This window comes from Methylorubrum podarium (genome assembly GCF_022179745.1).
GTDB lineage: Bacteria > Pseudomonadota > Alphaproteobacteria > Rhizobiales > Beijerinckiaceae > Methylobacterium > Methylobacterium podarium.
Genome location: NZ_BPRD01000064.1, coordinates 1 through 6,450, shown reverse-complemented (window position 1 = coordinate 6,450; position 6,450 = coordinate 1). Strand labels below are relative to the sequence as shown.

General features: G+C 72.9%; 5 protein-coding genes and 1 pseudogene. 5 read left to right on the top strand and 1 reads right to left on the bottom strand.

The genetic code is table 11. From position 1 onward, the window contains the following. The first annotated feature begins 524 nt into the window (after positions 1 to 524). From MFF42_RS03560 to MFF42_RS03540, 5 genes are all read left to right on the top strand, one after another. The gene (locus tag MFF42_RS03560) at positions 525 to 1,058 is read left to right on the top strand and encodes a lytic transglycosylase domain-containing protein (protein ID WP_238254536.1); all 534 of its coding nucleotides are present in this window, start codon (positions 525 to 527) and stop codon (positions 1,056 to 1,058) included. 106 nt (positions 1,059 to 1,164) lie between these two features. Further along, the gene (locus MFF42_RS03555) at positions 1,165 to 3,525 is read left to right on the top strand and encodes a heavy metal translocating P-type ATPase (protein WP_238254535.1); all 2,361 of its coding nucleotides are present in this window, start codon (positions 1,165 to 1,167) and stop codon (positions 3,523 to 3,525) included. Positions 3,526 to 3,659: 134 nt separating this feature from the next. Continuing rightward, positions 3,660 to 4,475 carry an aminoglycoside adenylyltransferase domain-containing protein gene (locus MFF42_RS03550; protein ID WP_096487849.1) on the top strand — a complete coding sequence of 272 codons (816 nt, stop codon included), beginning with the start codon at positions 3,660 to 3,662 and terminating at the stop codon, positions 4,473 to 4,475. Positions 4,476 to 4,750: 275 nt separating this feature from the next. Beyond that, positions 4,751 to 5,044 carry a hypothetical protein gene (locus tag MFF42_RS03545; RefSeq protein WP_238254534.1) on the top strand — a complete coding sequence of 98 codons (294 nt, stop codon included), beginning with the start codon at positions 4,751 to 4,753 and terminating at the stop codon, positions 5,042 to 5,044. Continuing rightward, positions 4,993 to 6,003 carry an ABC transporter ATP-binding protein gene (locus MFF42_RS03540; protein WP_238254533.1) on the top strand — a complete coding sequence of 337 codons (1,011 nt, stop codon included), beginning with the start codon at positions 4,993 to 4,995 and terminating at the stop codon, positions 6,001 to 6,003. Before MFF42_RS03545 ends, MFF42_RS03540 begins: the two co-directional genes overlap by 52 nt. Positions 6,004 to 6,119: 116 nt before the next feature. On the opposite strand, the pseudogene MFF42_RS03535 reads toward MFF42_RS03540, so the two are convergent. Continuing rightward, a pseudogene (locus MFF42_RS03535) lies at positions 6,120 to 6,450 on the bottom strand (NADH-quinone oxidoreductase subunit N); the annotation flags it as partial.

Below are 6,450 nucleotides of genomic sequence, written 5' to 3'. Positions count from 1 at the left end.
GCGCGAGCTCAACCGCGCGGTGACGCCGAAGTCCGGCTCGGGCGGCATGGAGGGTATGGAGGGCATGGACCACTCCCGGATGCCCGGCATGAACATGCCCGGCATGGGCGGCAAGCGCGACACGGGAGGGCGGTGATGGGACCCGCCTGTAACCAAACCCCGCCCGCCCCCGGACTAACCCCCAAAGGGAACTCACGGATGACCTCGACCGGCATGCGCTCGATGGCCGAGACGGAGCTGCCGCTTTTCGGGGTCGCGCGCTTCCGGAAGGCGCGATGAGGCAGCCGTCCATGATGAGGGCGGCGTCTCCACCGGGGGGAGCGTCCGCCGGCGCGCGGCAAAGGCCGCCGGGAGCGCTCGTACGTCCTCGACCCCGGCTGCTCCTCGTGCTCTGCGCGGCGCTCCTCCTTTCATCCCCGGCCGTCGCTGCCGGGGGTGGACCCGCGGGCGCGTCCGCCCCTGCCGCGCCGTCGTCCTCCGGCGATGCGGCTCACGCGGCGTCGGGTCAGGCCGGCTACCGGCGGATGCTCGCGCGCGAGGCCGAAACGCGCGGATTGCCCCCGGCCATCGCCGATGCCGTCGCGTACGTGGAGAGCGGGTACGATGCCGGCGCGGTCGGTGGGGTCGGCGAGCTCGGACTGATGCAGGTCCGGCCGACAACCGCGGCCATGCTCGGTCACACGGGTCCCGCCGGGGCCCTCCTCGATCCCGCGACCAACATCCGCTTCGGCGTGGCCTACCTCGCACAAGCTTGGAAGCTCGCGCAGGGCGATCTCTGCCGCACGCTGATGAAGTACAGGGCCGGCCATGGCGAGGAGCGGATGAGCCCGCGCTCCGCCACCTACTGCCAGCGGGTGCGGGTCCGCCTCGCCGCGGCCGACGCTTCGCTCGCCGGGGCCGCCTTATCCTCCTTCCAGGGAGGCGTCCGCGGGATTCCCGCGGCACGCCTCACGGAACGGGATCCCCGTTCGGCAATCGCGCGGCGCTTGTGGGCCGAGCATGCGGCCCGTGTCCGCGGCATAGGGGCGCGCATCGACCGCATCATGGGCGGCGGCTGAGAACCTGTCGGAGCAAGCCACTTGAACGTCCGCCCCAGCCCCGTCCCGCCCGCCGTCAAGCCGCGTGTCCGCCCCGCCGGCGGCGGCCGCATGGAGGTCTGAACCCATGGACCACGGTCACCACGTGCATCATGCCCACGGGCACCGTCGCGGCCACGGCGCGGCCTACGCGGCCGGGGAAGCCGCGACGGACCCCGTCTGCGGAATGCGGGTCGATCCTGCGGCTACGCCCCACCACGCCGAGCACGACCACGCGACCTACCACTTCTGCTCGGCGGGATGCCGCGCGAAGTTCGTGGCCGAGCCGGCACGCTACCTGACGGCTGACAAAGGGCCGCCGGAAACCCCTGCCGGCACGGTCTACACCTGCCCCATGCACCCGGAGATCCGCCGCGACCGACCGGGCAGCTGCCCGATCTGCGGGATGGCGCTGGAGCCGCTCACGCCGACGAGCGGCCCGGTCGAGAACGCCGAGCTCAAGGACATGAGCCGCCGCTTCTGGATCGGCCTCGTCCTGACCCTCCCCGTCTTCGCCCTGGAGATGGGGGGACATCTGACGGGCCTCGTCGACCGCCTCGGCCTGCAAACCTCGAACTGGGTCCAGTTGCTGCTCGCCTCGCCCGTCGTCCTCTGGGCGGGTCGGCCGTTCTTCGAGCGGGGCTGGCAGTCGCTGGTGAACCGCCGCCTCAACATGTTCACCCTCATCGCCCTCGGGACCGGCGCGGCCTACCTCTACAGCGTCGCCGCGACCGTGGCGCCGGGGCTCTTCCCCGAAGGCGTGCGCGGCCACGACGGGGCGGTGCCGGCCTACTTCGAGGCCGCGGCGGTCATCACCGTCCTGGTGCTGCTCGGGCAGGTGCTGGAACTCGGGGCCCGCGAGCGCACCTCGGGCGCGATCCGGGCGCTGCTCGACCTCGCCCCGCAGAAGGCCCTGCGTCTCGGGACGGGAGGGACCGACGAGGAGGTGCTCGTCTCGGCGGTGGCCGTCGGGGACCGCTTGCGCGTCCGGCCCGGCGAGAAGGTGCCGGTCGACGGCGAGGTCGTCGAGGGGCGCTCGGCCGTGGACGAGGCGATGATCAGCGGCGAGCCCATCCCCGTCGCGAAGGAACCCGGCTCCCTCGTGGTTGGCGGGAGCCTGAACACGACCGGGGGCTTCGTGATGCGCGCGACGCGTGTCGGGGCCGAGACCACCCTGGCCCGCATCGTCGCGATGGTCGCCGAGGCCCAGCGCTCGCGCGCGCCGGTCCAGCGACTGGTGGACGATGCGGCGGCCTGGTTCGTCCCCGTGGTCATCTCCGTCGCCGCCCTCGCCTTCGTTGCCTGGATGGCCTTCGGGCCGGAGCCACGCTTCACCTACGCCCTGCTCGCGGCCGTGGCGGTCCTCATCATCGCCTGCCCCTGCGCCCTCGGCCTGGCGACGCCGATGTCGATCATGGTTGGGGTCGGCCGCGGCGCCCAGGACGGGGTCCTGGTCAAGAGCGCCGAGGCCCTGGAGCGGTTGGAGAAGGTCGACACGCTCGTCATCGACAAGACGGGGACCCTGACCGAGGGCAAGCCCAAGGTCACCGCCGTGCTCCCGGCCCCCGGTTTCACGGACGCCGACGTGCTGCGCCTCGCCGCGGCGGTCGAACGCGCGAGCGAGCATCCCCTGGCCCTCGCCATCGTCCGGGCCGCGGAAGCGCGCGGCGTCCCGGGAGCCGTGGCGTCCGACTTCGAGGCCCCGACCGGCAAGGGGGCGCTCGGCACGGTCGAGGGACGGCGCGTGGCCATCGGCAACGGGCGTTTCCTGGAGGAGCAGGGGACGGACGTGACGCTGCTCCAGGCGCGGGCCGAGGAGGTGCGCAGCCGGGGCGCGACGGCGGTCCTCGTCGCCGCGGGCGGGAAGCCGGCCGGCGTCATCGCCATCCAGGACCCCGTCAAGACGAGCACGTTCGAGGCCTTGCGAAGGCTGCGGGAGGAAGGCTTGCGCATCGTCATGTTGACCGGCGACAGCCGGACCACGGCCGAGTTCGTCGCCAGGTCGCTCGGCATCGACGAGGTCGAGGCCGAGATCCTTCCCGACCGGAAGGCGGAGGTGGTCAGGACGCTCCAGGGCCAGGGCGCGGTCGTGGCGATGGCCGGCGACGGGATCAACGACGCGCCGGCCCTCGCCGCAGCGGATGTCGGCATCGCGATGGGCGGCGGCACCGACGTGGCCATCGAGAGCGCGGGCGTGACGCTGCTCCGCGGGGACCTGGTCGGCATCGTCAGGGCCCGGCGCCTGTCCCGGGCGACGATGCGCAACATCCGCCAGAACCTGTTCTTCGCCTTCATCTACAACGCGCTGGGCGTGCCGGTCGCCGCCGGGCTGCTCTACCCGTTCCTCGGCATCCTGCTCTCGCCAGTCATCGCGGCGGCCGCCATGGCGCTCTCGTCGGTGAGCGTGATCGGGAACGCCCTGCGCCTCCGCACGACGCGGATCGGCTGAGGCAGGGCCATGGCCTGCGCGCCGCCCTCCGCCGACGGGCCCGGCCCGACCCGTAGGGCGGAAACCCGGCGCGGGCGAATTCTGGGCCGTGCCCCCCTCCCTCCTTCGAGCAATCGCATGAGCCCGTGGAGACCATGACCACGCACCCGCTCGCACTCGGCGTCACGGGCGCCTACCTCGCCATGGTCGATACCGTCGTCCCTGACTTCGTCGAGGCTTTGTACCTCGTCGGTTCCGTCGCCATGGGCGACTTTCGGCCCCCGCTCAGCGACGTGAATTTCGTGGCGGTGTCCCAGGCTCGCCCGGGCCGGGGCGAGGTGGCCGCCCTCGCCGAGGCTCATGCCGGCCTCGCCCGCGGCTGGCCGGCCCCGGCGCTCGACGGCGTCTACCTGACCTGGGACGACCTGCGGGCCGGCCCGCTTGCCGTCCCGAACGGCCCCTGCGTCCGGCAAGGGCGATTCTTCGCGTCGGGATGCCACGACCGGCATCCGCTCACCTGGAGCGTCCTGAGGGCCAGCGCGGTCACCATCCGCGGTCCGCTCTGCGCGGGCACCGGGCTCTGGCGTGGAACGACCCACCTGGAACGGTGGGCCCTGGCCAGCGTCGACGAACGCCGGCGCGCTGGACTCGGACCCGATACGGCGGACGCGACGCTCCTCGCGGCGAACGGGGTCGAACGGTTCGTCCTCGGCATGTGCCGGCTCCATTACGTCCTCGCGACCGGGGTCGTGCCTTCGAAGAGCGACGCCGGCCTGTACGGGTTGATCACCTTCCAGCCGGAGTGGCATCGCATCATCGACGAGGCCCTGCGCATCCGCAGGGAACCGGGGGCGGAATGCCTCTACGCGACGCCCGGCGAGCGCGGCCGCGACGCGTTGGCTTTCGTCCGCCTCGTCGCGGACGACGCACGAACGCTCGTCGTCGGTCCTGGCGGTTCCGGACCGGGCTGAGGGCGCTCGGTCTCCCACATCGCCCGGCCGGGAACGGCCGCGCTGCGGTGCGCGGCCGCCTGTGCCGTCCCGAGCTTGGCCGTTACGCCAGGCCTGCGGACGGGCCGCGAGAGGGGCGCCGACGAGATCGGCCTTCGTTCTGCCGGGAGCGCCCGCGGGCGCTCCCGGCAGGGCCGGACCTCCGAAGCCCATTCGGAGGTCGTCGGGCTCACGGCAAGCCGCGCCGCGCCCTTCCGCCCGGACAAACGCCGGAGCCTTGTCGCCAGGAGTACCCGTTGCTGACCCCGCCGATCATCCACGACCTGATCCATCGGACGTTGGGCCTCGACCACCCCCACACCCACTGGTGGATCGACCTCGTCACGGTCCTGGTCCTCGTCGTGGCACCTGCCTGGACCGCTTGGCTCGCCATCCGGTCGGGCCTGCGCTGGGCCGCCGCCCGGCGGCATCGCACCCGCGGGACGGCGGCGCTTCCGCCGCCCGCCCGGCAGTGGCGGCGCGGCTGGAATCCTACGTCGTGCGTGCGACCTCGCGGCTGCAGTTCCGTCTCGTGCTCCTCTCCGTCCTGACGCTGCCGGCGGCCTGGCTGCTCCTTGAGATCCCCAAGCACATCATCAACCACGCCCTCGCCGACGATACGGGCGACGGTCACCCGAAGATGGCCTTCCTCGGCGTCCAGCTGGGTCGCGTCGAGCTGCTGTTCGCGCTGTGTGCCAGCTACCTGGCCGTGCTCACGCTCAGCGGCCTCGCCAAGTACGCGGTCAATCGGGTCCGGGGGCGCGTGAACGAGCGCCTCGTGCGCCGCCTCCGCCTCGCCATCGTCCGCCGCGCGCGCGGCGAGCGCTCCCCCGAACGGCGGGCCACGCTGGCCGCCGTCGCGGTCCAGGAGGTCGAGCCCATCGGCTATTTCGGCGGCAGCCTGGTGGTCGTGCCACTCGTCCAAGGCGGCACGCTCGTGACCAGCATCGTCTTCCTCCTCCTGCAGAACGCCGCCCTGGCGCTGGCGGCCCTGATCATGCTGCCGGTCCAGCTGTCTATCCTGCCGCGGTTGCAGGGGCGGTTGAACGCGAAGGTCCGCCAAAGGGTCCATGCCACGCGGGAGCTGGGGGCGCTCCTCACCGCTCCCGCGGACGCGCGACAAGCCGGCCGCGCGGCGTGCGAGCCCTCCGACCTGAGCCGGCAGATGCTTCAGGCCCGGAAGCTTGAGGGGGTGCGCATCGAGATCAACGACCTGAAGGGCCGCCTCAAGGGCCTCTACAACTACACCTCGAACCTCACCCCGTTCTTCTTCTTCTCGATCGGCGGCTACCTCGTCGTGCAGGGTCAGCTCTCGCTCGGCGCGCTCGTCGCAGCCCTGGCCGCCTACAAGGAGATCGCCCCGGCCATGCGCGAGCTGTTCGACTTCGCCCAGGACTGGTCCGACGCGAGCGCGCGCTTCGAGGAGGTCACCAAGGCCCTCGGGCCGGCCGGGCCTGGGGATCGCGCGACGGAGAGGTCGGCGCGCGACCGGACCGTTCGGGCGGCCTGAGCGAAGCCGGCGAGCGCCGGAGCCTCGCGAGCAGGCGTCCGGCCCCGCGCGACGACGCCATCCCGCATGGCCGGGCACCACCCTCACCTTCCGGCACGCACCCGGCGCGGCCGCTCCTACCGCAGCAGCGTCGCGCCGAGCTGTGCCAGCCCGCGCCCGAGGCCCGGCGCGATGCCGAGGCCCAGCGTCCCTGCCGTGCACAAGCCGAGTGCCCATGCGTAGCCGGCGCCGGATGCCGGCCCCTCGGCACGGTCCGGATCCCTGAAGTACGTCTCCGCGATGATGGCCGCGTAGTAGAACAGCGCCACCGCCATGTTGGCGGCGGCCACCACGGCCAGCCACGCGAAGCCGCCCTCGATGGCGGCCACGAGCAGGAAGACCTTGCCGGCGAAGCCCGCCAACGGCGGGACGCCCGCGAGCGACAGGAGGGCAAGCGCCAGCGCCGCC